Source organism: Vibrio sp. MM46, assembly GCF_027587135.1.
GTDB lineage: Bacteria > Pseudomonadota > Gammaproteobacteria > Enterobacterales > Vibrionaceae > Vibrio > Vibrio harveyi.
Genome location: NZ_JAPPTO010000032.1, coordinates 36365 through 61054, shown reverse-complemented (window position 1 = coordinate 61054; position 24690 = coordinate 36365). Strand labels below are relative to the sequence as shown.

Genomic DNA, 24690 nt, shown 5'->3' with positions numbered 1-24690 from the left:
ATTGAAATTAAAATATGCATTATACTGTGCATTAATAGTGTCCTACAAAATAGCTTTAAATAATGAGGATGAAGCAGATCATTTAAAGGTTTTACTAGGCTCAATTTTGTTTGAAAGTGATATCAAAAAAATTAATCGTATATTTGACAAAGTTAAAAAGAATAAGCAAGTTTTAGCTCAATCTAAATTTTTGATTACTAGTCAGGTTGTGATGATGTTGCTAGAATTTCCTTTTGATGATTTTATTTTTGATTCAGTAATTTAAATATGCATAAGTGATATAACAAAGCGTTTAAGACGGATTCCCAACGCTTGGCATTTTCGGTTTGCTTTGAATTTAGTGTTTACGGCACAATGGTTTAGGTAGGGTGGTAGCGCTGCTCACCACTTAACGCGGCGTTAAGTTTTTTTGGAGTTTGGATGACATCTATTGTTTGTTGGAGAAATGTTGAGCAAGAAAAAGGTCTTGCTTGGGTACTGGGAGATGGATTGTGGGTCGTCAGTGATACGAGGGTTTCTAGTGGTGGCTCGACTATGACTGATAACTGCCCAAAAGTAACATCAATATCTGCGTTTACTTATGAAGATTCAGATATCCAACGAAGTAATCCTAAATGCATATTTAGGTTCGGATTTGGGTTTGCTGGAAGTACATTAATTGGTAGTAACGTGAGGGAAATGTTAAGTACTTTTGTTGGTAACTTATCAGAATTACATTACTACGATCAACCTGATTACCCCTATGAAAAAAAGTTACCGTCACTCATGGAAATTTCTGAATTATGTAAGAAGCTTGGTGAAACATACATATCCAGTCTAGGTTTCAGCTTTCCAAATAGTGCTAGGTGCGAGTTTTTGGTATTTGGTTGTTGCCCTAAAACAAAAGAATACCGAACTATTGTGCTACGGAACTCGCCTGCTAACCCAACGGTACTTGATATTTCTGAGAAATCACTAAATGATGGTGAATGTATTGTGCTAGGTGATCAAAAGGAACGTGTTACTGGCAGTATTGACGGTATAAAAGCAAAACTCATATCGAATAAAAAGCCAATACATTACGCCCCAATATATGCACTTGACTCCATTCTAGAAGAGGATAGTGGAACTATTGGGGGCTTTCTCCAAGTGTGTATATCGAATACCTTAGATACAAAACAGTTTTTCATATCGACAGATAAAAGTGATAAAAATAGTTATCAAATTGCTGGTTTTAACTTGATGAGTGAGCTTTCTATACTCGGCGGCTTTTCAGTGTGCATGCCTAATGGTATACGAATACCAAGATTGATCGTATAAAAACTTAACAAAGCATTTAAGAGTGATTCGCAACGCGTGGCATTTTTACTGTGCGTTGGTTTTAGTGTTTAAGGTGTTATACGGCAGCTTAGGTATTGCGTTGCTCACACCTTAACAGGGTGTTATATTTTTATTCAAATTTCGAGGTTTATCAATGGCACAAAGGCTTGCTCCGTGGGATGAAAGTTACGTAGATATCACCCCAACTCAGTTTGAAAAACAAGTTTGCTCTTGGTTTAAGGCTTCGGGGCATGAAATTACAGATCTACGTGTTGAGCATGATCAAAAGTTAAATGCTTATGATGGTCAGTATCAAATTGATGTTTATGCCGAATTTGAACACTTTGGAGCTACCTTTAAAATCCTTATTGAGTGTAAAAAACATAAGAACGCTATTAAACGAGATGTAGTTCAGTTATTACATGCAAAGCTACAATCGACCGGATGTCATAAGGGCTTCATTTTTGCGACGACTGGTTTCCAATCTGGCGCAATTAAATTTGCGGAGGAGCATGGTATTGCCTTGGTTCGAGTCATGGATGGCGAAGCTATTTATGAAACAAAGTCTAGGGTTTCTACACCTCCGCCAAGTTGGTTAAACCTGCCTAGATATGCGGGTCAAGTTATCTCCTATGAGGGAGATGAAAAGTACGGTATGAAATTGTTAACTGAAGAATATGCGACCTCATTGGGTGATACGCTACAAAAAATATAACAAACAATTTAAGAGTGATTCCCCACGCTTGGCATTTTTAGCTTGGGTCAAATTCAGTGTTTACGGCGTCCAATTTTAGTGTCGTGGTTGCGTGGCTCACACCTTAATTGGGCGTTATGACTACGAGTGAGTTTTGCGTCGTTTCTTGAAATGCTCTAAGTCTTTTTCCGTAAAAGCGTCATCTGCCTTTAGTAATTCGAGAGCAGCTTCTTTTTCTTCAATCTTTTTCGCTCTTACTTGTATAAAAGAGTTAAATTGATTGATTTCTTGGTCTAACTTGAATGTTGCAATTAAAGTTAGGAATTCAACGACCAGTAAACCTAGAAAAATACTAACGTTAAGTGCTTGAAAAACTTGATCTTCGAAAACCCATACAGTCATTATCAGGGCATAGACAAATACAAATGCATAAAACACGATTTGTCCCCAAATTCGCTTATGGCATTCGTTGGTAAAGTTGCTAATAGTAACTAGCTCTTTTGAGCGGAGCTTATCTAACTTACCTAGGTCTTTTAACGAACTTTTTACGTACAAAATTAGCCCAGAAAAGAAAATTGAACATGCCATTGCGATGAATCGCATGTTCTTAACTATCTCACTCAGCAAATCTGTCTTTCCATATAAACACCAGTAACTTACGAAAGTTACTAGTGCAAATACAGTGATGTAAATTTTCGTTTTAGTTAGCATTTAGCTACCTTCAGCCTCGATCTCATCAAGTTCAATTTGGTCTTTCATCCAGTTCCTAATCTTTAGATATAAATCTTCAGGATCTATAGCACCATTATAGTATCTGACACTGAGATTCTTTCTTATGTTAAGTTCTTTTCCTGTTAATTTACCCACTTGATCGATTTCTACGACAACATCATCAGGGTGAGCATGTCTCATTGCTGTCGTCACACTGTTTAGAATCTTTTTCGAGTTTGCTGAAGCTTTACGTTTATAGGTTAGTTCCAACGATACTTGTATATCGCTACCATCAACAGCATCTTGAACTAGTAGGTTGGTATCAATGCCAAACTTTTCAAGAAGTTCATTACTTCCAAATGCTCCTAAGAGCATGTCCAAACCACGACCTTTAGGTGTAAAAGAGACACTTTTGGTATCAAATGTCTCAAGTTCTTTTACACTTGCTAGCGGTTCATTATTAACAGTGTCTACAAGTGGTGTTCCGATCTTAATAGACTTTGTGTCATTAGCTGCAATTTTTTCTTGAAGTTCTGTCGGTACTTCTGTTGAAAGCAAAACTCTTCCTTCATCTAACACCCCCGCTTTTTGTAGGTACCAGTTCAAGTAGTTTTCTAAGTCTCTAGTCCTCAATGTTGCGGATTGAATCACTGCTAAGTGATTCTTAAATACACCTAAGTACATAATGCTATCTAAAAACTCACGTTTTTTTCCGTCATCAGTATCAGTTGGTGCAACCTGTTCGACATCAAGATATTCGGCACTTGTATCTACAGTTACCACGTTCATGTTGGTATTGTCAGTGTATTTCAGTAAATCACAGAACTGTATACCCCATAATTTTGTATGGTGGTTTATGAACAATTTGGACTTAACAACATCTTCACCATCATCTTCACTATCCGTATCGTCAGAGAAGATTTCAAGGTAACGTTGTCCTACTTTAGGTGTTTTAGCCAAAGCTCTGGTCAATAATTCTTCTAGATTATACGCACCGTCATAGTTAAATATCTGGGCTCTGCGGTAATGTAGAGTTTTGGTTTTAAATGTAATTTCGTCTTTTTCAGGTTCAGTTGACAGCATAGAAGAAGTGCTAGTTAGTGAAAGTTATGGGATGCTATATTAACTTGAGGTTATTGTCACTGTTGCACATCAAGCTTTAGTGAAATTGTAGTCATAACAAAGCATTTAAGAGTGATTCGCAACGCGTGGCATTTTCACTATGCGTTGTGTTTCGTGTTTAAGGTGGTATGCGGCGGCTTTGGTATTGCGTTGCTCACACCTTAACAGGGCGTTAGGCGACATTAGATAAACGATAGAGTCGTGATAGAAACTTGGCGTGAATCTAGCCTCAGTTAACAGAAAAGGAGTGGGTTAATGAATGGTAAAGCATTTGATAATTGGAAAAAATCTCGAGAGAAAGGATGTTTAAATTGGCTTTTTAGAACAACTTTCCTCACATCTATTTTGTACATAATTTTCAATGTAATTTTCCTTTATCCATCTTCAGATGCGGCAAGCATTATGATTTTCTTATCGGATAATGCTCTAAATTATTCCATTTACACGATCGGGATGTTTTTCGCATTTTGGGCTCTCTGGCTATACAACGAATCTTCGTATGAGAAAGAAGTTAAACGTAGAAACGTCGCTTAACAAATTGTTCAAGAGTGATTCACAACACGTGGCGTTTTTAGTCCCTCGTTGAGTTTGGTGTTTAAGGTGGTATGGCTAGGTTTAGTGGTGGTGTTGCTCACTATTTGACAAGGTGTTATATGCCAGTAATCAAAAAGTCGATAGCGGCGATAATTTCGTTTCTGAACGTACTTAACTCGTTGACTGGGGTCGTAAGGAGTTTAGTTGGAACGCTAGCCATTTGTTGAGTAAGAATCGCAAAGTCACCTTCGTCAATATGGATTGTAGGACACAGATGGCTAGGGGCTTTTTTCTTTAGAAGCTCGATAGGAGTTAAGGGAATAACCAAGCGAGTACTCAATGAATCTAGCACCTCGCTTTGAACATCAACGAAATATGGGTAAGTGCTAGCGGTGCTTTTGTCGTTGTTTTTATAAAGCGTAAATTGTGACATTAGAATACTCGGTATGAATCGGAAAATAGTCCATGCTTTGTAGTTAAATCATTGCAAGCTTCAATGGCTTCAGTATTTTGCTCTAGCCATTCGACTTTTAGCTGTTGTTTGACTTCTTTTTCCAAAGCTTTTTCCATTGTTGCTGATAAGTTGATGTTTAAGCGCTTAGCTTCGGCGAGTAACTCGCTGTTTAGACTTAGGTTTGTAGCTTTTTTAGGTGCATTTGTGCGATATGTATTTCTCATAAGTCATCCTATGCGTATTGTTGGTGCGCATTGATTATAGGTGGAAACTAGGAATATAACAATTTCTTTACGAGAGATTCAGCAAGTATGGGGCTTTCTTTTTGTTCACGCTTCCGAGGAGCGCTGCCATACATTTATTTGTCAAAGGTGATGGTTTTAACCAGTTACTTCTTTTCCAGCGCTACCGCTACGCGACCAATTACCCTTATATCCTCTTCAGACACTTCAACAGTTGAGTTACCAAACACGATTGCTAATTTGTGTGGTAATCGTTGAATGTGGTTGATGGACAGACGTCCATTCATATCAATCAAATACTCACCACTCACTGCATCGTTCTGTGTTTTATCTATAAGAAAACGACCCTCGTTAGTTTCTATTTCAATGGTGTTCCTGGCTTCCAAACCCCAAGAGTTGAACATGCGTTGTGCATATGGAATTTCTCCAGTTGGTGCAAGTTGACCGTTCGATAGGCAGAAGCTCTTAATTGCTAAGACAGCTAACTGAGGATTCTGCAACTCTAGATTAGATGAGGTAATGCCTGACTCAGATGTTTCTTGATTGCCCCAAAATGAATGATGCAGCTCAGTAAGAGGGAAGCTCTTTGGGAGAATCAGTTCTTGAACTGGAATGCCTGTACGTAAATGAGTTCTTACCACTAACTCGTGTGAGTTTCTCTTGTGTGAGTTCCAAGTGCTAAACGTTGTCTTCGGTACATTATAAATATTTGCAAGTTCGCCAAGAGAGCCAACGCCATTGACTTCTTTAAGTTTTTCAGTGAATTCCTCGCCTTTGATGTAATCAAATATCGACAATTCAAAACTCATATACGTTCACCATATTGTGATTGATTTCAAATTTGTACGGGTTTGAGTTGATCGTACGTAAAATCGGATCGATACTAAATTTGTTTTCGGACGTCGTGCCGACCAAAGCATGCAACAACCGATGAAGATAGATATAAATATAAGGATATCACCATGTTAACTTACAAGATACCACCCCTAAGTCCTTATGTGACTTATGAAGAGTACTCACGCATCACCGGTTTGCCTATGGGTACCATCAAGCAGTACGTTGAACAGGGGCGCGTCATTATTAAACCTAAGAACAAACCTCGCGATAAACCACTTATAAATATGGTTGCAATGCATGAGATGGCAGCTCGTGAAGCTATTGCAGTTTTAGGTTGAGTTACTCAAATGGACGTTTTTCGAACATGCACTCATCATACTATGACGTGGAGGTTAGTATGGAAAGTTTAGAACTATTTTTATTGAATCAGTCAATAGAGCAGATACAAAAACTCTTTAGGCAAAGCGGTACGAAAGAACAGCAAACAATACTGCAATATCTTGAGGCTATTGCAAAGAAACTGTCTGCTCCCGAGGTACATCGTCCTCAATCAGACATTTTGGCTGAAATACGCGACGCGATGGAGGGAGAGCGCGCTCGTGTATTCTTCTCCCATTCATTTGTCAGTTGGTATCGCTCCGGAAATGTTAAGTGCGTACCGCAACTTCATCATTGGTCTTATTTGGATTTCAATAATCGTAGCTTGTTTGTGGAGATGCTCACTCTTAGAGACCATGGACATTTCGATGATGAAGCGTTGTTCCAGTTTGAACAATACTGCTTAGGCGCTATGGGGGGCAACGCATGAGTTATCTAACGGTTCAGATACCAATCTCCAACGTTGATGAAGCACTCCATCTTCAGAACGTAGCATCACTAAATATCGCTAAGTATCGAGATAACCAAGTCGAGGGACAAGAGGCGTGTCAAAGTAATTTGATTCGGATTTGGCGTGATATACACAACCAAGCTGGTATAGCTCTTAAGACATTTGCAAGCGAGACGAAAGGATGACATATCTCCTTGTTCATAGAAACTAGAGGGTGCTCTCACGCGAAGACCCCCTCTAAGTCTTGAGCCCTTCAACATTAATAATGACCCTGTTTCTACAGTCGATCCCAATATCGAAGGTTACCTCTGTGCGTCGGGATTATTATAGTGTTGGCTAGAGTATGCCTGTGAAGGTTATCAATTGCTTCCTAACCATGACTAAATAACTTTAGGCAGGTTGTTATGCTCCCTCTAAAAACAACGAGCAGCTCGTTTCAGCGTTTGCTCGATGAAGCCCCGTATCTGTCTAGATGCAGCGATAATAAAACTGCAATGCTTGTTCGACCAAGGCATTATGCTGTCCGCTGGCCTTATATGCAGGTGAATCGTAAAGATATGCTCTCTTGGTTAGTGTTCGACATTGACCATGATGACCAAGCAATCCCCAACCCTTACATTTGGCAAGATGAAGGGTTACCACCTCCTAATCTCATTGTACGAAATCGACACAGTAACAAAGCCCACCTTTACTATGCGATTGTTCCTGTTTGTAATAGTGACAACGCGAGAAGTAAACCTATCCAATATCTCAAAGCTATTTATCAAGCTATGGCTCTACGCCTCAAAGCTGATCTTGCGTATTCAGGACCAGTGGCTAAGACGCCTTTTCATCCATGGTGGCAAACAACCGAACTTCATTCCCAAATTTATGAGCTTGGTGAGTTAGCTGACTCTGTAGAAGTTGAAGCGGCTTTGCATTGGCGTCAACCCGCTAGTTTAGATGATATGTCTCACTCCCGTAATTGCACTTTATTTGAGTATGCTCGTCTCTACGCCTATTCGATTGTAAAGAGCGAGCGTAGGGAAGGGAGTTATGAGAATTTCAAGCGTCGTGTCAGTTACTTTGCAACATACAAGAACCACTCGTTTGATACTCAGACTCCTTTGAGGCATAGCGAAGTTCAGTCTGTGGTTAAAAGTATTGCTCGGTGGACTTGGGATAAGTATTACGCTTGTTCGCATGTAAAGCGGGGAGTGATGAATCTGTCGAGCGACCTAAACATTAAGCAAAGGCAAAGCTTAGCTGCAGCGAGAACACATCAAGTAAGGCGTGAAAAAACTAAAAAGCGCGTGATAAACGCCAGTCGATATCTATTGAATAAGGGGGAATCACTTAGCATCACGCTAGTTGCGAAAACCGCTTGTCTATGTCGAAAAACCGTGCGTCGTTATTTCAATGAAATTCAACCATTGATTGAGTCTGTTGAAGATGCTCGAATTCTCCCCATTTCATCACTACAAGGTTTGAAGGAAAGTGGTCCTTATGCTGTACATCAGATAACAGCCGTTAAGAATGTTTCTTTAAATGGCGTAAGTGTAACGTGCACATCCAATGATTTTGAGCGAGCACTTAAGAAAGAGAGCATTTATGTCGTTGATGGTTAGTTATAAGGGCAATAGAGAAATTTTACATATCTATGTTTAACAGTATTTGTTTGTTAAGAAATATCCTTTATAAAAGATCGAGAGGTTTTATATGGAAACATTTTCCGATTGTTTCGAAGATGAGCTTAAGATTCATTTTATTGCTAAATACTATTGACGTGAAAAAGAGTACCGTTATCTTTCTCTTTGTCTCTATGCATTATGTTGGATAGGTGGTGTTCGACACCCTTTACTCAATGCTGTCTTTCAACACATGAATAAAGAAGGTGTGATTCATAATCAATTGATTCACGAAGGTGTTGATATGTTAAACCAAAAAGAAAACGATGTTGTACTATCAGCTTTAGAAGTTGTCATTGATGGAGTTTCCAGCAGTGAAGCTAGTGAAAAAACTCGGGTCGCAGGAGTTTACATAACAGGCTTAATTTTAGCTGATACAAAAGGACTGCTAGAGATTGACTCTCAAAAAGCGGTATCAAGCATTATCAGGATGGTACACTGTCGAGATAAGTTAAATCTATTTATTGATGATTAAAGGCTGTTCAACTGATAATTGATGAAACTTTTAAATTACTAGTGAGGATTGCTATCGCTAGCTATCCTCACTATGAGTCACATCTCCAGTTTAACGATAGCGAGTAGTTATTAAACTAACATAAAAAATACTCTCTAAGGATTTGCTACATCCAACGATTGCATGCAGCTAATTCTGTTATCTGGCTAAAATCTTCCGCAGATAAAACATCGGTTGGTACATCATTAATCAATGACTCTAATTCACTTAAGTCTTCAGTACTTCCACATTCATACACTAAAGCTCTAATTGTAATGCGCTTAAGCGCATCGTAGTCGATTGGGTTCAGGATATCCTTAGCTGCTTTTAAGTTCTCGATAAGCTCCTGTTTCAATTCACCTAAGGCATCAGTGTTTTCTATGGTTTTAATAAGCTTTGATACTAGGCTTCTATATTGGTTCATTCATGCCTCTATATATCGTGTAATTTTGAGGTGTGGGTTACGTTGGTAATGGAGCACCCTGCAAACGTAAAGTAACTTGATGCTAAAAATGATACGAGTTGTAGGTGAACCTGGCGCGCGCTGTTACAGTTGTGAGTTGCTGATTGCAATATCGCACTCTAATTTGCATGAGCAATCGCTTTTGCTGGAGTATTGGTTTTCTTGCCATCCTTGACAAGTTCGTTTTATGTACAAGTGTTGTCTTTGTTTTTTTACGGTGCTTTCAATATCTGTCGATATATCAAATCCGCCTTTTATGCATCCAATACAAGGACATGGAATATTCAAATTTACTTTATCCGTTGATTGATACTCAAGCGATTCTACCACTTCATGTGCAAGGTGTATGGGCTGTGTAAATTTCAAGGTCACTTTGATATTTTTGGTATTTAAATATCTATATTCGATTTTAGTCACGTGTCATCTCTTTGGTATTTAGAATATTGATATTATCACCTTTAATTATTGGATTGGCTGTCTAATTAGAGAGGCTTATCAGAAATTAAAAACTCACTATTAATTATGCGTGCAGTCCTTAGCTATATTCACTTTACTGAGCCCATTTGTAACGGTGATCTCATATTTTAGGTTAACTCAAGTTTCTATCCTTATTGTGCTCAGTCATTCATCGCATTCCCTTGAACCGTCTACTATCAGAACCTAACCGGCAAGGTAGGGCAGAGCCGCTTCGCGCCCTTGCAGATTAGAACCACGACAGTAGATCGGACAGTCAGGCGAAAACAACATGAACACAAGGATATAAGCCATGACTGAATCAACCTTCAACTATACAGATACGTCATTATTTACCGCGCAAGAGCAGGAAGTATTGTCTCATGCTGCCGCAATCCTAAAGTCAAAGCTGTTTATTAGTGAGCAACCAGCTCTCAGTTCTCCTGAAATGGTAAAGCTCTTTTGTCAAAACTCATTAGCGACTAGAGAGCATGAAGTCTTTGGCGTTATCTTCTTAGATAACCAGCACCGAGCTCGCTCTTGTGCCGAGTTGTTTACTGGGACCGTTGATACAGCCTCGGTTTATCCTCGTGAAGTCGTCAAAAGAGCACTTGTTGAAAATGCTGCAGCCGTCATTTTCTATCACAATCACCCTTCTGGTGTTGCGGAGCCGAGCCAAGCTGACCGTCGTATTACGCGCTGCTTAATCGACGCACTATCACTTGTTGATATCAAAGTCCTTGATCACTTTGTCGTTTCTTTTGAAAACACAGTTTCGTTCGCAGAACGTGGCTGGATTTAAAAAGCGGCTTCGGCCGTTTTTCGCTTATGAATGAAATTTGATGTTTTAAGCGAGCTTAAGTTAAGGATTTCCGTTGTTAACGGTTCCCCACGGTTCGATACAACCGCACTCTGTACAAACATAAGTCAAGGGTTTAGGCTGAACTTTAATTTGTCGCTGGAGTCCGTACCTTTTTCTTATTTCTGCTATCAAACAACACGATCTATGAGCTTTTATTGGATCAAAATTACTAACCCCTTCCATGTCTGGGCAAGGAAGGTGTATGGGGTCGGTAATGGGTAAGTACGCAATAGATACCGACGCTTTGTAGTCGATGTCTTCCAAAATGTTCACCTTTCTTTAGCTTGGTTTCTAATTCTCAATTTAGCTCCCTATCTCACAAGACGAATGCGAGTAGATAGAATACCGTTCCCAACAGACTGCTAACGAATAATGCGTTGACAAATAAGGCGGTGAAGAAGAACCCTTTATTTACTGGTATGTAGCCACTTAGCTTATTTGATATTCGTTTATCGATGGCTTTTAATTGTTGCTCATTTTGAGTTTGCAACTGTTGAATAAGTGAGTCACTAAACATTATTTGTGACTGCTCGATAGCAGATCTTAGTTTCCTGCTGTGCTGTTCCATCTCGCAGGTGATATCGAGGACACGATTTATTTTTTGCTGAAACGAGGCATCAAACTCGCTCGGGACGAGCTTGATGGCCTCACTTAATGCAAGAACCGTTTCTCGCAGTTCGTGGAGTTCATCAAGAGTGAGCTCCTTAGTTATTTTGGCAAGGTTGTTCATGGCACCCCCTTAGATTAGCTTTAACGCAGAAAATGCTTGGTCTAACTCATCATTAAACCCATTGACGAGGCGATGCGCCGAACGCTCAAACGAGAGAATATTGCGTTCTTCTTTTGATTCACTTTGACGAATTAGCGTACGGTAATCTCTCTTGTCATTTAATACATCCAAAAATGGGCGATCTATTTTTGCGAGCAAATCAAACACACTGGATTCGAAGACGACAGGATATTCTGAGAGTGAAATACCAGAAGGTATACCACTTAAAAATTCTGCGTACTCTTTGGTGACGGCCAGTTTTTTATTTGCCATATTGAAGATAACTTTAACGCGTTCAGGCTCTATACCAAGAGTCATTAGATTTTGAATAGTAGTAACAGAGTCCACTTGTTGTTTGTTGGGTGGAGTTACAGGGACTAAAAAGTAATCAATATCTTCATGACTGCTTTTGAACTCCTGCATTTTCAATAAAAAGTTTTCGATGTTGGAAGATCCAACATCTATGATTGAGCAATCATGTTCATCCATTTTATTGAGTACGTCTTCGAACTGCTCTGCTGAAATTTTTTCGTCGTTCGTTCCATCTGAATTAATGGTTTCGACTTTGACAACCTTTGCCCCTTCTAATCTTGGTTTTAATAAGATGTCACAGATGGTAGATTTACCTACGTTACCAGAGTTGTTAACGACAGCAATATTTAAGTACATGTTTATTTCCTCTTCATTTTACGCATGCGATATTCATTGATTCGCGTACTCAGTTGAATTTGGTTAGGGCAATTCCAACTTTTTACTTCTTTCGGTGTTAGGTCAGTTTCTTGCAAGACTTTAATTAGATATTCATTGTGAATGCCAATTTCTTCCCAATCCAAGTTAGAAAAGTGACCTGTTTTTTTTAAATTAGTATCAGGTGAAAGTTTTTTTTGACTTGTTACTTTGTCACTAGAAGTAACAGGTATTGGCATTACTTTGTTTTCAATAGAGGTTGCTTTACGCTTTTTCTTTGCGCGAAAAATCAGTGAATGAAAGTGTTTTAAAGCAATTGGAACATCACAACTACTCAGCAGTTCCTTATAACTGACTCCTGATTTGCTCAGTATTTCTATATCAGAAAGATGCTCATCAATGATGCTCTGTTTATTCCTTTTTCCTTGAGTTAGCTTCTCTTTGATACTATTTGCGGTTTCAATAGTGATTTTATTTATGTCCATTTATTACACCTTGAAAGACAATGAGAATACAAAACGGATACAATGTGAAGATTATCCGGAGATATTTCTCTTTTACCTGTGAGAACATCATGAGGTAATGTGGATAATATTGAAAGTCAATGTGAGGAAATAAAAGACCCGTTTCAGGTCTTTTTTATTTCCATAGGCACGCTGTCGAATGTATACATTCGCGTGCCAAGGGGATAACATCCCCTTGAACCCCTGAAACTCTACGAGTTTAATTATGGAAAAAGAAAGTGCCACTATTCATATTCAAACAAGACTAACACCTTCTGAATATGAACCCTTTAAAACCGTTATAGAAAACTTTGATATAAAAAAGGCTGAGCTTTTTCGCAAAGTTATTTTATCAAACGAGAAAAATATGGTGGAGGTGAGCGGTTCAGTTGAGGAAACTGATGCTCAAAAACGCATGATTTTTCTAGCCAATAAAACCTCGAATAACATTAACCAGATCGCCAAGAAGCTCAACCAAGCTTACCGTGGCGAAGTGGTTAGTGAGCGAAACTACCTCAAGATCATGAATGAGTTGATTGGTGTTCGCTCGGCTTTTGAAAAAGGCATGGATAAATGTTAGTTCGAGTTCGTGGTGGTAAGGATGGCATTGCTGAGTATTTGCGCGATGGAATGAAGTCCGACCGCGAAATGCACCGTGACCAATTAGATAAACGTATTTGTATTGATGGGGATTTATCTATTACCGATACCATTATTAAAACAATGGCGAAAACAGATAAACCTGAAAATTATTTTCATGTCACTTTGAGCTTTGCTGAAAGGGATATTTCAGAAGAAAAGATTCGTGAAGTATATGAGGAATATAAGCGAAATATTATGTCTTCTTACACAGAGGGAGAATTTAATATTTATGCTGAGATTCATGTTCCAAAAATTAAGTCCTACGAAGATAAGAGTACAGGGGAAGTAGTAGAGCGCTTTCCTCATGTTCATGTTGTAATACCTAAGAAAAATCTACTCGATGATAAAAACCTGAATCCTTATGGTTTCTACAAAACAAACTTGGAATATTTTGACGCTATCCAAGAGCGTATTAATTCAAAGTTTAACTTGGTATCACCATTTGATAATCAGCGTGTATTTAAAATCGACCAATCGAAACTATTGGCGCGTTACAAAGGTGACAACTTCAAAGGCGCGAACGCCAAACTCAAGTCTGAGCTGTTTGACGTTATCCAAGACAAAAACATCACCACTATGGCCGCTTTCAAAGAAGAGCTCGCGAAGCATGGTGAAGTCTCGATAGGTAAGGTCGGAAAGCCGGACGAATACCTCAAAATCAAACCTCACGGCTCAACGCGTAATGTTCGTTTAACGGACAGTTGTTTTCGCCCTGAGTTTATCGAGCATCGAACACTTAAACGGGAAAAGCCGAGCGAAAAGCAAGTGAACCGCTTGGTTAATGAGTGGGTCAACAGCAAGTCACATGAGGTTAAGTACATTCACCAAGCAGCCCCCAAATTGCGCGAGCAATACAAGGCGCTGCCAACCCAACTAAAAGGGGAGTTTTTAAATGAGCAACGAGAGCGATATTACCGACAATACAACCTTAGCACCGGAGCCCGACTTTCTGAACGAAGCACAGGAACCGGACTTTCAGAACGAGGCGCCGGAGCAAGCCAGCGGAATATTCCAACGAGCAGACGGGCGCGTGATCGAAAGCTTGGTGTTGAACGAGGCATCCCAAGAGGATTTACCGACATCCCCAACGGCTTGCCAAGTATGTCCGAACTCAATGTGGCTACAGGAGGAGGACAACGGGGAAGTTGTCCTACAGAACTATTGCATGATAATGCATCGGATCATTTGGCAGTCAAACAAACCAGTCGAAGTCCTCAATTGCGACGGGCTGGTTATGAACCTCGACGACGAGTAGTTCGACTTTCGCTTTACCGAAAGCCTTCACCGAACGCGACACTGGCAACTATCAAGCGCATCAAAGCCAAGGCGCAACATAGCGAGAGCTACGTGACGCAATTGTTCGACACCTTCCAAGAAAATAAGCAAGAGCAAAGCGAACTCGGTCGCTTTCGCACTATCAGGCAAAACCTAAAAGCCGAGAGCCTACTTTCTCACCTTTCCGACTCTCATGGCTTAGTCCAAGACCAGTACAGCCACTTTAAGGCCAAAGATGGCTCTGTGCGGATAAAAGCTGAAACGCGAGCTTATAACGTCAGTGACTTTTGCACGAAATACATGGGGCTGAGTTGGGATGAAACCAAAGAAATCCTAAAGACGACTTACGGCAAGCAGAGGCAGCAACTCGCGCAACAGCAACGAGTTCGCCAAGAGCAGCAAGCCGTCAATTCCATCGTGTTTGCCAGCAATAGAGTTACTCAAGGTTGGGGTAAAAAGAACCCGCTCGATGAGTCCATCCGATTGCTCAAACACTTGCAACGCAAAGAGCACATTGGAGAGTTACCTATGGCACTACACGAACTAGAGCGCCATCGCGCACCAGAAGCTAAAGATAATGCTATCGTTTCAGCTAACGAGAGCTTTAGCGCCGTCGAGAGTGCTAAGCGCATCATGAAGGCGAGAGAGACTGCCGCGCAGATCACGTTGAGCATGAATGACCTAGTCGCGAGTAAGAACGACGCAAAACGGTATGTAGACTTCTCGGATAAGAACACGGGCGACAAGGTGTTTCGTGATGACGGTGAAAAAATAATTATGCACAGCAAAAAAGCTGATATTAACCATACTGCAGCCGCGCTGACGCTTGCTGCCGAAAAGTTTGGGGTGGTGAAAATCAATGGGACAAAGGAGTTTAAAGAGCAAGTCATTGATGTGGCTGTGAGCAAGGACTTAAATATCGTGTTTGTTGATAAGAAGATGGAGGCGGATTTTATTCGTCGTAAGGAAGAGTTAAAACGTGACGCTATTATTGAGACGATGGATAGCGCGGGTTCGAAATGCGAAGTGGCAATAGCTCTGAAAGATAACGTGTCTTATGAAGCTGCGAACACGCAACTTAAAGAAGAGGTGCTCAAACCTGCCAAATTTGAACTCGATTATAAGTGGGATGAGATCAGCGAGAAGCTGCAAGTGACAATAAACGGCAAGTCGCCAAATCGATTTGAACAATCCACGGTCGAGCAAATTGTAAAGAAAGATGCTTTCTTGAAACATTACACCATTAAAGAAGTGCAGTCTGGTTTGATAGATCAAAAGAAAGCGCAAGGTGTCCAACCTGTGCCTAAAAACTACGATGCGCAGGTTAACGTCATCGACAAAAGTCGCGCGCAAAAACAAAGTTGCCGCATAAAATAGTAACGTAGGCTCTGATTGTGGCAGCGGATTTCGCATTCTGTAGTTTTATTGGTTATCGCTTTCAGCCTTATCTCCAATTTAATCCTAGAGACAATTGGAGCAAAAAATCCCCTTAATCGTTATATGGTGGGGGCAGTTAACTAAAAGTGTCACCGCAAGGCTTTCATCACCTTTCTTTGGGATCCAAAACCATCAGTGATATTACATATCAAAACTAAGGGTCACTCATAAAACTGAACATTTCTAATTGAGCATCTGGGCTATATGCCCAGTTGTTAAATATAAAAGCAATGCCAATTCTAAGTGTGGCAAATTCCTGTTCTATTAATGATTTATGCCAGAAGTGTAGTTGAAAAGTATGAATTTAAAGGTTATTTCTATCTTATTTGGTTCGAAAAATGAGCAACAACCTCCAGAAAAAACCTGTTTGTCCTCAATCGCATACTCAACGTCTAGTTGCGATGTTTTCTAGAACATCTGCTTGGCGTTTCTAAGCTCTTCACCTGACTTCTTTTCAACTTACATGTGAAGATTTCATGGTTCCCTTTTTGATCTTCTTGGCATTTTATAAAATTAGTTTCACTTTTGGTGTTAATGATAATTATTATCAATTATATTCATTTTGGAAATGGAAGTGACCCTTTCTAGGTTCCTATCCATGAAAATCAATATTGAGTTAGTCAAATTGGTCTTAACTTTTGATTATAGGTTAACGCTTTGTAATCAAATTTGAGCTGTTTATATATGTGAATAGTCTTCGTTGTGAACCACCATTTTATAGGTTTTGATATGAAAAAATGTCTAATTGTTTCGCTTTTAACTCTAGGTTTTACTGCTCCTGGTTTAGCCTCTGGATGGAAAAACTCTTCTGATTTAAACATCAAAGGACTTTATCCCGCTGATGAAGGGTTGTACTTCTATGTCACGAATGAAAGTGAATCTTCTTCTACTTCAACATGCGACGGTGATCGTCGTTTTCTTATTCCGACATCTAGCCAGAACTACGAAACTAAAGTGAGCGTCATGATTGCGGCTTTCATGGCAAGTAAATCGATACGTTTAAGGTATGAAGAAGAGCAAAGTACAGACTGTTCGATAACGGTTGCCAGTTTTAAAGTTAATCTTTAATTAGAGCTTGCTTATATGAATCGATACATTCGTCATTTAATGATTGGTATGACCGTTGTTTTTGTCCTGCTTACTACGCATTTCTACCCATCTTTTTTTTTGCCAGCGAAGCAAAATGAACTATTAAATGCTGGGAACACAAGCATGAAGGATGTCGGTACAACATTAAGCGAAGATGCTGAATTTCCTTCCCCCGTAATTCAACTACAGCAAGCAATTTTGGTTGGATCGGAAGAGTTTTCCTCTTTGCAAGAAGGCGCGTTAAACGTTGATTTAAAAGCTCTCTATGACGAAATCCCTTATGAAGATTATGTGGACTCCGATGAGATTGTCGAGTTAAAGCAACAGCTAAGTAAACTTCAGAAATTACAAGAATTCTCGCTAGATAATGAAAGGAACGAATAGTGCTTAAACAATGTTGTATTAAAAAAGTCGCGCTTTTCGCAGTTTTATCGATAAGCTTAACGGCAGGTACAGTAGAAGCCCAAGCGCCAGCTTTACAGTTAGACCGTTTGAACTTGTCCGGTGAATATGAAACTTCCGGAGGGGAGGCTACTTATACGTTACCAATTTCTGTTTCTTCCGGCAGGGCTGGCTACCAGCCTGAGTTAAGCCTCGATTATCGAAGTGATGCGCCGAATAGCATCATGGGGATGGGATGGCAGGTTAATGGTCAATCAGTAATTTATCGTTGTGGAAAAAACCTTGCTACTGATGGACTTTGGGGAGGTGTGAACTTTAACGCTAATGACCGTTTTTGTTTGGATGGACAACGCCTTATTGCAATAAAGGGTAGTAATGGTGCCGATTCTACAGAATATCGTATCGAAGAAAATGGTTATGACAGAATTGTTTCTTTTGGCTCTACTGGTGGTAATGGTCCTGCGTACTTTAAAATATGGAAAACTGACGGAAGTATCCTTGAATATGGTGTGACCAAAGATGCGCGAGTAGAACTATCCGGGCAGTCTCTTGTTTATAAGTGGGCATTAAATAAAAAAACGGATATCACGAAAGCTAACCACATCAATTATCTTTATAGTGAAGACAATAAGGTTGGAACTCATCGACTTAGTCAGATCAGGTACACAGGCGGTAAAATCGAGTTTCTTTATGAAGATCGTCGGGATAGAGCATTTTGGTTTTTATATGGTAGTAGAATAAATCGTTTCAAACGTTTAAACGCTGTCGTGACTTACGATGCGGATAATAAAGAAGTAGGTCGTTATCAACTTAGCTATCAATATTCGAATTACACGCATAGAAGCTTACTCTCTAAGATTACATATTCAAATTTACCTCGAGGCTTAAGTACACCGATCACTTTTGAATGGGTGCAGGCAAAAGCAAATGAAAGCAGTGCTTCGGTCCCAAGAAACCCTGATGTATCGTTGCCTTTAGCTGAAGTTAAATATTTTGATGTAGACCGGGATGGAAATAAAGAGTCCTTCGGTATAGTGGAAGCCTCTACATCATCAAAACTTGGTGCATTTAAAGATCTCAACGGTCAATCTACTTTTCCAGGGCAAGGAGGTACATTGGTTGGCAGTTTAGATAAACCGATCGTAAAGCCAGCTAAAGTAAAAAGGCATTGTAACCGAGATGGTGATGGCTCTCATCGCTGCGATTATTATTATACTTTAGATAGCGATTATACACTCGCAAGTTATATGCCGGGAAATAACGGAGTATTGGTTGAATATAATGCCAAAACTCATGTTGCGGGAGATTTTAATGGCGATGGAAAGCAAACACTTAGAGCTATACCAAGTCAAGAAACATCATTTTTTGGTAATCATGATAACTATATTTCAAAACGTTCTTATTATCCTACTTCTACCACTGACATTGATAATGATGGCATCGATGACTATTCTTATCGAAAGAGTAGAACTAATTATCTAACCCTTGGTCTTTCTAGCAAGTTACATAAAGAGTTTGATATTTATTCCCCTTCTGGATGGGATAATTATCGCTTTGTTGATTTGAATCTAGATGGATATTTGGATTTTGTTTCGTATAATGTTGATTATTCTCGAAGACGAGTTGAATTAAGAACTCAGTTTTTTGATGGTAAGGTGTTCAAGAATGCAAAAACACACTACTTTGCTTTAGATAATCGTCGTACTAATATCGAAGTTAACTTTATTGATTACAGCAATGATGGTTATTTAGATGTATATATCGATGGGAAGATATATACAAACCAAGGTGAGGAATCTGTATTTTCTAAGAAGTCGTTATTTGACTTACCTAGAGGGATATATTTGGTGGATGATATCAATGGTGATGGTATTGATGATTTCGTCACTCATGAGCAAAATATTCCGCCATATCGTTCTTCGAAAGTTTATCTATCGAAGGGCACAGCAGTCGATCGTATTCAAGTTATAAAAGAACATGCCTTAACTTTTAATATTGACTATAAGCCTGCTTCTGATAAGGCTGTGCATACTCAAGAACGTTATTATCAGTACCCAGTTATAAACACCACTCCAAATAAACTGCTGGTTTCAACTGTCGAGAAAATGCCTAAGGGCTACCAGTCGATGTTATATACATATCGTTATGAAGGTGCGAAGTCACACGCACTTGGCGGAGGTTTTCTTGGTTTTTCGAGGATTACGGAAGTCCTCTCTCACAAGGCCCCTTGGTTCGCGAAATATGATTTTGTAACTACAACGACAGTTAGTGAGTTTAACCAAATTGATCGAGAAAAAGCCGGTAAACTGAAAAGTGTGACGGTTTACAAGCAAAGTAAAGAGAATAAGTTATTTAATCATCAATCGACGGATAAGACCTCTTATACTACTTATCAATATAATGTAATTCGAGCTAATGGCGGTAATTTTCAGGTATATCCAAGATTAACTGAAGAAGAAATCTATGAAAAAGGCGTTTTGCAAAGAACAAATATGTATAAATATACTCTTAATGAGTATGGGGCTTTAATTAAAAAGAGCAGTAGGTTTAGCAATGGTTTAAAGGTGCGAGATACATTCACCATTAACGAAACTTATACCTATGAACTAGATAATATTAATAATGTTTCCAATGATGATTATTGGAAAATTGATGCGTTAAAACAAAGTTCAAAATTGACCCTTGATTGGAATACTGGGGTTTTATTAAGCAATAAACTAGAGTATGAATATAATAATTTAGGCTTGCTTTCTAGTATAAAAACATATGGCTCTTCTTATTATAATGTTGGTGACCATGGAAAACGATTTTTATTGACATCATATCAGTATGATATCTGGGGTAATGTTGTTCGAGAAACATATTCTGGTAGTGAGTTGCCTCCTCGTTCGACTTCTTATCGTTATGAAAGAAATGGTTTGAAACTTAAAGAAAGTATAAATTCAAAGGGACACGTAACAGCATGGAAATATGATTCTCAAGGGCGGGTTCTTGCAAAAAAAATTCCTCTATATAACCGGAATACTACGTTTGAATATGACGCTTTTGGTCGAGAAAACCGAATTACTCTACCTGGTAAAAATAATGTTACTCGAAAACAGTTTTTTTTGGCGAATGAATGTATTGAAGCGTTAGATTCAACCTCTTATTGTATCAAAGTTGAAGAGGCTGATGGCTCACAAAGTCTAACCTATTACGATTACGCCGATAGAGAAGTTCGACGTTTGCACCGTGCGTTTGATGGTCGATGGGTTGTGGTTGATACTGAATGGGATCTAAATGGACGTAAGCGATTTGTAACGGCGGCAAGGTTTCTTAAGCAAGCAGGTAAACCTGCGCGAGTCGTTTTTGATTATGATATTTACAATCGCGAAATACGTCGTTCTGAACCCCAAAATAGAGGTGGCTCTGCCGTCTTCATTACTAAATATCTCGGATTCCGTACAGAAAAAACAGATGCAAGAGGCTTCAAGCAAAGCACGACTCATAATGTAATGGGGTATGTGATTCGAAAAGATGAACCTCTGGGCTCCTACCAAACGTATGACTATTTTCCCGATGGAAAATTAAGACGCACTACTGATTCAGATGGTAATGCAACACTGATTAAATATGATAGTTTGGGTTATCGAATGGAGTTAGATGACCCGGATATTGGTTTGTGGAATTACCGATATAATGCTTTAGGTCAGCTTGTTTATCAACGCGATTCAAATGGAGTAGTCACTACGATTAACTATGATTCGCTAGGTAGAAAGATTAAGCAAAAAGAAGGTAGCGAAACATCTCTCTGGGGTTATGACGAAAGGGGGGCCGTGGGGACTGTCTCATGGATGAGTGGTAAAGGGCAACGAACCGATTATTTCTACAACCTATCAGGATTGTTACAAGAAAAAGCGGTGACAGTTGGAAGTGAAATTTTTTCAACTCAATATGTTTATGATGGCTTTGAGCGTATAGCTCGGGAAATCAGACCTGATGGCTTAACCTTGACAAAAGCATTAGGTAAGCTAGACAACCAACGTTTAGCCGTGGAGTACCTGTATAACCAATACGGTTATTTAGCGGCAGTTCGAAGTCCTCGTAGTTTTGCAGATGATATTTTTACCAGTGTTAAGTTTCGAGAAGAAACTCGCCAGTTAATTAATGAGGCTATTAAGCAAGCAAATATATTCCTGGGACGAGCGAACCGTTATGCTAAACAAGAACGGTTCTTTCGCGACAAGCGTGCAGAATATAAACAAAAAACGATAGGCGTATATAATTTAGACCGTTCTTCTGCTCAATTACTTAAAGCACATCCTCGCTATAAGCAATGGTGTGATAAACAAGGTGTTTGTTACTTACGACCAACAAAGTGGACGACAGTGCATAGCGGAGTTAGTACTCTTGTTGATGTTACATTAGGACATGACGTCTATCGAATTTCATCTCAGAAAGATAAAGATACTTGGAAGCCAATCTTTAGTGGCTTACAAGGATACAATACAAAAGCGACTCGCATCCATGAAAATGCGTTAAAAGGACTTAAGTTAACTCCATCTTACAATATGAAACTTTCCGGAGATTATGATGGTAATGGCACGCCAGACATTATGCGCGAAAGCGAGGCAAATGGGGTTAAAGCAGATAAAGCCTTACGAAGTGAGCTTTTGTTTGCCGCAGAGGATTTAGAGCAAGCCGCTGATGTTGCTGAGCTTCAGTATAAGCAATATAAGGCTTTAGCTACCGGCTTAATTGGGTTATCAGAAAAAGTGGCACAGTTGAGTGGTTTGTATTGTGAGTTCGCAAATAAATTAGCGGGTCGACATATCGATAATAAGTTACGCCAAAACTGTAAATCTGATGATGATATCAGCCAAGCTGATATGCTAGATACCATTTTGACGAATGCTGAAATATCAGCATCGAGCAAAAATAAAGCCTACCTTTATTATTGGCAGCGCCAAGCAACAGATGCTTTCGACCATACGCTTAATGAGATGCTTGGCAACGGATTGATGAACACCTATGAGTATGATGCGTATACTGGTCGCGTTAATACTATTTCTACTTACCAAGGAAACCAAGTATATAGCTCTGATACACTAAGTGCGATTTCTCGAAACCAACACATTCGCTATTTGAGCTATCAATATGATAAACACAATAACGTCACGGAGCGTTTTGATGAACAATTAGGTATCACTGACGTCTGGACATATGATGCACTCGACCGAGTAGAATCCAACACTGTAGTATTAGTTGATAAGGCGCGACATGGTGTCAACAATCCAGATTTAACAGGTAAACGTACCTTCCGTTATGATCCGTTGGGGAACATACGTTACAAATCTGATGTTGGGGATTATCAATACTCAGGTGTCGGCTCTGGTCCACACGCAGTAACAAGCGCGAACGGACTTGATTATCGATACGATGCTGCCGGTAACATGATTAGCGCTAAGGCAAAGGGGAATACGTCAAACAAACGAACGATAAGTTGGTCACCATTTAATAAGCCAACCAGAATTGTCCGAGATGGTAAGTCAGTAGAGTTTTCTTACGATGCCAATCATGAGCGCTATCTGAAGCGAAGTTCGGATGGAACAGAAACATTTTACTTCGGTAAAACTTATGAGCGAGAGAAGAACCAAAAAACTGGAGAGATTCAGCATAAGCACTTTATCTTTGCTGACGGCAAGTTAATTGCTTTAAACACTCAGACACTCGATAGCAAAAAACAGCTGAAAAACAAACAAGTTCGTTACCTACATTACGACGCATTAGATTCAGTAGACATGGTGTCCGATGGTTATGGCTTGATTGTTGAGAAACGTAGCTATGATACTTGGGGGAAACAACGTCACGTCTTATGGCAAAGCAAGAGTATAACGAATGTTATTCAGTCGACGATCACCAATCGAGGGTATACTGGGCATGAGGAAATTGCGGAAGTTGCCTTGATTCACATGAACGGTCGTATCTATGATCAAGAGTTAGGTCGTTTTCTAAGTGCGGATCCGTTTGTCCAAGCGCCTTTCCAAACTTTTAGCTTTAATCGGTATACTTACGTTAATAACAACCCGTTAAAGTACACGGATCCGAGCGGTTACTACTTCCAAGATAAAGATGGAAATGGAGTAACAGGTACGTGTAATACCGATGGTAGTCTCTCAGGAATGAATTCTGCAAATGGGGGCGATAAGAATGAGCATCAAGATGAAAATAGGAGTGGTTGGGTTGAAGTAATTAGCATTAACCATGGTCCTCGTGACGGGTTTAATGAGGTTGTATCTGTTTATGGTTATTATGAAGAACCGGACTTCGGTTCACAGAGTGAGTTTGCAAAAGCATGGGTTGTTGCTGCACTAATAAATAAGGGAGCGTCGCAGGACGTTATTGACTCTGTTGCAAGAGACTTGGATGCTAACAGTCAAAACATTAGGGATGCGTATCGAACTGCTACTATGATGGCTGCTGTTGGGGCGGTATTAAGTAGAAAAAGTGGTACAAAGGGTGCAGATGATTTTGTTGATCTTGCGAGCCCTCAGCGCCGAAGGCATATTCTTGATGGCGATGCTACAGGTGGAGGCCATCGTCCAGGTACAGGTAAACCTGGTAAGAGCGAATTTCCGCAAGGCTGGTCCGATGATAAGATCATGCACGAAATTTCAGATATAGCGACTGACCCAAATGCGATTCGTAGGAATGGACGAGGAGGTAGAACCATCACTGAGGGCACACGAAACGGAATAGACATTCGCGTAATCCAAGAAAGGAACGGTGATATTGTTTCTGGTTTTCCAACTAATGTACCAAGGAATCCAAGGTAATGACCGATTATCAAATTATTGAAGAACTATTGGGACGATTACTCTCTCTGCTAGTTAATGTATTTAGTGAATCTGAGTCTGGTGAAGTACAGGAATTCATCGATGCTGGGGAATATGGATTAGCCCTCGAAACTTTTATTGATATTGTTGATGAAGAATCCAAAACGATTTCTCATGAAATGCTAGAGCTGGCTAAGCAAGCTGCGGCTGCAATGAAGTTGGACAGTAAGGCGGTTGAGGAAAGATTAGTGGGTTTTGTAGCTGATAGTTAAGATTTAATGTTACAAAGAGTGGAACTTTCCCTAAAACAGCTGATGAAATGAGTGCTCTAATTGGCCCTCCTAATAAATAAGGGAGCGTCGCAGGACGTTATTGACTCTGTTGCAAGAGACTTGGATGCTAACAGTCAAA

General features: G+C 39.7%; 24 protein-coding genes. 14 read left to right on the top strand and 10 right to left on the bottom strand.

From position 1 onward, the window contains the following. The 3 genes from OH459_RS24825 to OH459_RS24810 all read left to right on the top strand — a co-directional run. Positions 1–265: hypothetical protein (locus OH459_RS24825; protein WP_269989251.1), on the top strand; the 265-nt coding region annotated here is incomplete at its 5' end. 155 nt (positions 266–420) lie between these two features. Continuing rightward, positions 421–1299, top strand: coding sequence for a hypothetical protein (locus tag OH459_RS24820; protein WP_017819280.1), 879 nt, complete (start codon positions 421–423; stop codon positions 1297–1299). Between the two features lie 154 nt (positions 1300–1453). Beyond that, the gene (locus OH459_RS24810; RefSeq protein ID WP_017819279.1) at positions 1454–2014 is read left to right on the top strand and encodes a restriction endonuclease; all 561 of its coding nucleotides are present in this window, start codon (positions 1454–1456) and stop codon (positions 2012–2014) included. A gap of 120 nt (positions 2015–2134) precedes the next feature. Here the strand turns inward: OH459_RS24810 and OH459_RS24805 are convergent, their stop codons facing one another. The 5 genes from OH459_RS24805 to OH459_RS24780 form a co-directional block, all read right to left on the bottom strand. After that, positions 2135–2704, bottom strand: a complete 570-nt coding sequence (locus OH459_RS24805; RefSeq protein ID WP_079324947.1) for a hypothetical protein — start codon at positions 2702–2704, stop codon at positions 2135–2137. Continuing rightward, positions 2705–3787 carry a hypothetical protein gene (locus tag OH459_RS24800; RefSeq protein WP_269989244.1) on the bottom strand — a complete coding sequence of 361 codons (1083 nt, stop codon included), beginning with the start codon at positions 3785–3787 and terminating at the stop codon, positions 2705–2707. A 688-nt stretch (positions 3788–4475) separates the two neighbouring features. Beyond that, positions 4476–4793: a CcdB family protein gene (locus tag OH459_RS24790; RefSeq protein ID WP_269989240.1), complete on the bottom strand. Its 318-nt coding sequence runs from the start codon at positions 4791–4793 to the stop codon at positions 4476–4478. Further along, on the bottom strand, positions 4793–5038 hold the full coding sequence (locus OH459_RS24785) for a type II toxin-antitoxin system CcdA family antitoxin (RefSeq protein WP_017188783.1): 246 nt from the start codon (positions 5036–5038) through the stop codon (positions 4793–4795). Before OH459_RS24785 ends, OH459_RS24790 begins: the two co-directional genes overlap by 1 nt. 164 nt (positions 5039–5202) lie before the next feature. Next, the gene (locus tag OH459_RS24780; RefSeq protein WP_017819274.1) at positions 5203–5865 is read right to left on the bottom strand and encodes a helix-turn-helix domain-containing protein; all 663 of its coding nucleotides are present in this window, start codon (positions 5863–5865) and stop codon (positions 5203–5205) included. Between the two features lie 153 nt (positions 5866–6018). Between OH459_RS24780 and OH459_RS24775 the strand changes: the two genes are divergently transcribed. From OH459_RS24775 to OH459_RS24755, 4 genes are all read left to right on the top strand, one after another. Further along, complete coding sequence (locus OH459_RS24775; protein WP_017188785.1) at positions 6019–6231, top strand: hypothetical protein; 213 nt, start codon at positions 6019–6021, stop codon at positions 6229–6231. A gap of 59 nt (positions 6232–6290) precedes the next feature. Then, positions 6291–6701, top strand: coding sequence for a hypothetical protein (locus tag OH459_RS24770; protein ID WP_017819273.1), 411 nt, complete (start codon positions 6291–6293; stop codon positions 6699–6701). 425 nt (positions 6702–7126) lie between these two features. Beyond that, a complete protein-coding gene (locus tag OH459_RS24760) occupies positions 7127–8329 on the top strand; it encodes a replication initiation protein (protein ID WP_017188788.1) in 1203 nt (400 codons plus the stop codon). 253 nt (positions 8330–8582) lie between these two features. Then, the gene (locus tag OH459_RS24755; protein WP_017188789.1) at positions 8583–8864 is read left to right on the top strand and encodes a hypothetical protein; all 282 of its coding nucleotides are present in this window, start codon (positions 8583–8585) and stop codon (positions 8862–8864) included. Between the two features lie 145 nt (positions 8865–9009). Here OH459_RS24755 and OH459_RS24750 read toward each other — a convergent pair whose 3' ends face one another. Continuing rightward, a complete protein-coding gene (locus OH459_RS24750; RefSeq protein ID WP_017819271.1) occupies positions 9010–9306 on the bottom strand; it encodes a hypothetical protein in 297 nt (98 codons plus the stop codon). Positions 9307–9429: 123 nt separating this feature from the next. Continuing rightward, positions 9430–9762 (bottom strand): hypothetical protein, encoded by a 333-nt coding sequence (locus tag OH459_RS24745; RefSeq protein WP_139374638.1) that lies wholly within the window; start codon positions 9760–9762, stop codon positions 9430–9432. 349 nt (positions 9763–10111) lie between these two features. Here OH459_RS24745 and radC point away from each other — a divergent pair, with 349 nt between their 5' ends. Further along, positions 10112–10600: a RadC family protein gene (gene radC / locus OH459_RS24740; protein ID WP_017819270.1), complete on the top strand. Its 489-nt coding sequence runs from the start codon at positions 10112–10114 to the stop codon at positions 10598–10600. Positions 10601–10976: 376 nt separating this feature from the next. Here the strand turns inward: radC and OH459_RS24735 are convergent, their stop codons facing one another. Genes OH459_RS24735 through OH459_RS24725 form a run of 3 tightly spaced genes read right to left on the bottom strand, consistent with a single transcriptional unit; the run spans position 10977 to position 12601 of the window. After that, positions 10977–11390: a hypothetical protein gene (locus tag OH459_RS24735; protein ID WP_017819269.1), complete on the bottom strand. Its 414-nt coding sequence runs from the start codon at positions 11388–11390 to the stop codon at positions 10977–10979. Between the two features lie 9 nt (positions 11391–11399). Beyond that, positions 11400–12098 (bottom strand): StbB family protein, encoded by a 699-nt coding sequence (gene stbB / locus OH459_RS24730; RefSeq protein ID WP_017819268.1) that lies wholly within the window; start codon positions 12096–12098, stop codon positions 11400–11402. A 2-nt stretch (positions 12099–12100) separates the two neighbouring features. Further along, positions 12101–12601 carry a hypothetical protein gene (locus tag OH459_RS24725; RefSeq protein ID WP_050923350.1) on the bottom strand — a complete coding sequence of 167 codons (501 nt, stop codon included), beginning with the start codon at positions 12599–12601 and terminating at the stop codon, positions 12101–12103. 244 nt (positions 12602–12845) lie between these two features. Here OH459_RS24725 and OH459_RS24720 point away from each other — a divergent pair, with 244 nt between their 5' ends. The 6 genes from OH459_RS24720 to OH459_RS24690 all read left to right on the top strand — a co-directional run bounded on the left by OH459_RS24720 (position 12846) and on the right by OH459_RS24690 (position 24551). Beyond that, entirely contained in the window at positions 12846–13199 is a 354-nt protein-coding gene (locus tag OH459_RS24720) for a plasmid mobilization relaxosome protein MobC (RefSeq protein ID WP_017819266.1), read from the top strand. Continuing rightward, positions 13193–15913 carry an LPD7 domain-containing protein gene (locus OH459_RS24715; RefSeq protein WP_269989229.1) on the top strand — a complete coding sequence of 907 codons (2721 nt, stop codon included), beginning with the start codon at positions 13193–13195 and terminating at the stop codon, positions 15911–15913. The genes OH459_RS24720 and OH459_RS24715 overlap by 7 nt, the downstream gene beginning before the upstream one ends. A 789-nt stretch (positions 15914–16702) precedes the next feature. After that, positions 16703–17041 carry a hypothetical protein gene (locus OH459_RS24710; protein ID WP_017188797.1) on the top strand — a complete coding sequence of 113 codons (339 nt, stop codon included), beginning with the start codon at positions 16703–16705 and terminating at the stop codon, positions 17039–17041. Positions 17042–17056: 15 nt separating this feature from the next. After that, positions 17057–17446, top strand: coding sequence for a hypothetical protein (locus OH459_RS24705; protein WP_017188798.1), 390 nt, complete (start codon positions 17057–17059; stop codon positions 17444–17446). Then, positions 17446–24279, top strand: a complete 6834-nt coding sequence (locus OH459_RS24700; RefSeq protein ID WP_422485142.1) for an RHS repeat-associated core domain-containing protein — start codon at positions 17446–17448, stop codon at positions 24277–24279. The genes OH459_RS24705 and OH459_RS24700 overlap by 1 nt, the downstream gene beginning before the upstream one ends. Beyond that, positions 24279–24551: a MafI family immunity protein gene (locus OH459_RS24690; protein WP_017817642.1), complete on the top strand. Its 273-nt coding sequence runs from the start codon at positions 24279–24281 to the stop codon at positions 24549–24551. Before OH459_RS24700 ends, OH459_RS24690 begins: the two co-directional genes overlap by 1 nt. Positions 24552–24690: the final 139 nt, after the last annotated feature.

Coding starts and splice junctions, on each gene's coding strand:
- stbB (WP_017819268.1), bottom strand. CDS start 12,098: ATGTACTTAAATATTGCTGTCGTTAACAACTCTGGTAACGTAGGTAAA.
- OH459_RS24690 (WP_017817642.1), top strand. CDS start 24,279: ATGACCGATTATCAAATTATTGAAGAACTATTGGGACGATTACTCTCT.
- OH459_RS24810 (WP_017819279.1), top strand. CDS start 1,454: ATGGCACAAAGGCTTGCTCCGTGGGATGAAAGTTACGTAGATATCACC.
- OH459_RS24715 (WP_269989229.1), top strand. CDS start 13,193: ATGTTAGTTCGAGTTCGTGGTGGTAAGGATGGCATTGCTGAGTATTTG.
- OH459_RS24750 (WP_017819271.1), bottom strand. CDS start 9,306: ATGAACCAATATAGAAGCCTAGTATCAAAGCTTATTAAAACCATAGAA.
- OH459_RS24775 (WP_017188785.1), top strand. CDS start 6,019: ATGTTAACTTACAAGATACCACCCCTAAGTCCTTATGTGACTTATGAA.
- OH459_RS24820 (WP_017819280.1), top strand. CDS start 421: ATGACATCTATTGTTTGTTGGAGAAATGTTGAGCAAGAAAAAGGTCTT.
- OH459_RS24770 (WP_017819273.1), top strand. CDS start 6,291: ATGGAAAGTTTAGAACTATTTTTATTGAATCAGTCAATAGAGCAGATA.
- OH459_RS24735 (WP_017819269.1), bottom strand. CDS start 11,390: ATGAACAACCTTGCCAAAATAACTAAGGAGCTCACTCTTGATGAACTC.
- OH459_RS24790 (WP_269989240.1), bottom strand. CDS start 4,793: ATGTCACAATTTACGCTTTATAAAAACAACGACAAAAGCACCGCTAGC.
- OH459_RS24785 (WP_017188783.1), bottom strand. CDS start 5,038: ATGAGAAATACATATCGCACAAATGCACCTAAAAAAGCTACAAACCTA.
- OH459_RS24725 (WP_050923350.1), bottom strand. CDS start 12,601: ATGGACATAAATAAAATCACTATTGAAACCGCAAATAGTATCAAAGAG.
- OH459_RS24710 (WP_017188797.1), top strand. CDS start 16,703: ATGAAAAAATGTCTAATTGTTTCGCTTTTAACTCTAGGTTTTACTGCT.
- OH459_RS24780 (WP_017819274.1), bottom strand. CDS start 5,865: ATGAGTTTTGAATTGTCGATATTTGATTACATCAAAGGCGAGGAATTC.
- OH459_RS24800 (WP_269989244.1), bottom strand. CDS start 3,787: ATGCTGTCAACTGAACCTGAAAAAGACGAAATTACATTTAAAACCAAA.
- radC (WP_017819270.1), top strand. CDS start 10,112: ATGACTGAATCAACCTTCAACTATACAGATACGTCATTATTTACCGCG.
- OH459_RS24805 (WP_079324947.1), bottom strand. CDS start 2,704: ATGCTAACTAAAACGAAAATTTACATCACTGTATTTGCACTAGTAACT.
- OH459_RS24705 (WP_017188798.1), top strand. CDS start 17,057: ATGAATCGATACATTCGTCATTTAATGATTGGTATGACCGTTGTTTTT.
- OH459_RS24760 (WP_017188788.1), top strand. CDS start 7,127: ATGCTCCCTCTAAAAACAACGAGCAGCTCGTTTCAGCGTTTGCTCGAT.
- OH459_RS24720 (WP_017819266.1), top strand. CDS start 12,846: ATGGAAAAAGAAAGTGCCACTATTCATATTCAAACAAGACTAACACCT.
- OH459_RS24755 (WP_017188789.1), top strand. CDS start 8,583: ATGAATAAAGAAGGTGTGATTCATAATCAATTGATTCACGAAGGTGTT.